The organism is Campylobacter sp. TTU_617 (assembly GCF_016599045.1).
In the GTDB taxonomy this organism is placed as follows: domain Bacteria; phylum Campylobacterota; class Campylobacteria; order Campylobacterales; family Campylobacteraceae; genus Campylobacter_D.
In genome coordinates this window covers 1-1,289 of sequence record NZ_JAENKV010000034.1, presented here as the reverse complement: position 1 = coordinate 1,289, position 1,289 = coordinate 1, and the positions used below count along the sequence as shown (strand labels likewise).

Here is a 1,289-nt window from a genome sequence, read left to right as displayed (position 1 = left end):
CTTTAATTCAATTTAAGCTAAAACAATAAGTATGAACAATAAGTATAAGCTATATAGATATTAGTATATAAGGATAAATTTAATTATTAAAGATAAAAATTTAAACACTTAATAAAGGAGGCATTAATTACTATAAATAAAAAATTAAGAATGTTTGAATTTATTATAAGCATAAAAGAGTATTAACAAATTTAAAAAATAAAACACTATAAAGGAGATAAAATGAAATATACTATTTTAGATAATGGACGCATACAAAGTAAAGGTTATGCAATGCTTAGTAAAGATGCTAAATTTACACCTTTTGATTTTAGCCGTCATGCCATTGGTGATAATGATATTTTAATTAAAATTTTATATGCTGGAATTTGTCATAGTGATATTCATACTGCAAGAAGTGAATGGGGTGAAGCTATATATCCTTGCGTTCCAGGACACGAAATAGCTGGAGAAGTTATAGCTGTAGGAAAAAATGTAAGCAAATTTAAAGTAGGTGATTATGCAGGAGTTGGCTGTATGATAAATTCTTGTGGAGAATGTGATGCTTGCAAACGCTCACAAGAGCAATTTTGCGAACAAGGAAAAACAATTTATACTTATAATAGCAAAGATTGCTTCCACAATGATGAAATTACTTATGGAGGCTATTCAAATAATATTGTTGTTAGTGAAAAATTTGCTGTTTGTGTGCCAAAAGATGCTCCTATGGAAAAAGTCGCACCTTTACTTTGTGCAGGAATTACTACTTATTCACCTTTAAAATTTTCTAATGTTAAAGAAGGATCAAGTGTAGCTATAGCTGGTTTTGGTGGGCTTGGTATGATGGCTGTAAAATACGCTATTAAAATGGGTGCAAAAGTAAGTGTTTTTGCTAGAAATGAAAATAAAAAAGCTGATGCTTTAGCAATGGGTGTAAGTTCATTTTATACAAGCACTGATAAAAATATCGTAAAAGAAAGATTTGATTTTATTATTTCAACTATACCAACTGCTTATGATCCTGTTGCATATATAGAATTACTTAAATTTGGTGGAGAAATGGCTATTGTTGGACTTCCTCCTTTAGAAAATGAAATAAATATCAATATAAAAGAACTTATATTTAAAGCTGGAAAAAAAGTTTATGGCTCTTTAATAGGTGGTATTGCTGAAACTCAAGAAATGCTTGATTTTTCACTAAAGCATCAAATTTATCCAGAGATTGAACTTATAAAGCCAAACGAAATTGATAAAGCTTATGAAAATCTTACTTCAGGTAAAGCAAAATTTCGTTATGTGATTGATATGAG

At 28.9% G+C, this 1,289-nt stretch carries 1 protein-coding gene; it reads left to right on the top strand.

Translation table 11 applies throughout. The annotated features are described in order from the left end of the window. Window positions 1-222 precede the first annotated feature (222 nt). On the top strand, window positions 223-1,289 hold a 1,067-nt coding region (locus GQV94_RS07575; RefSeq protein WP_200170438.1), incomplete at its 3' end, for an NAD(P)-dependent alcohol dehydrogenase.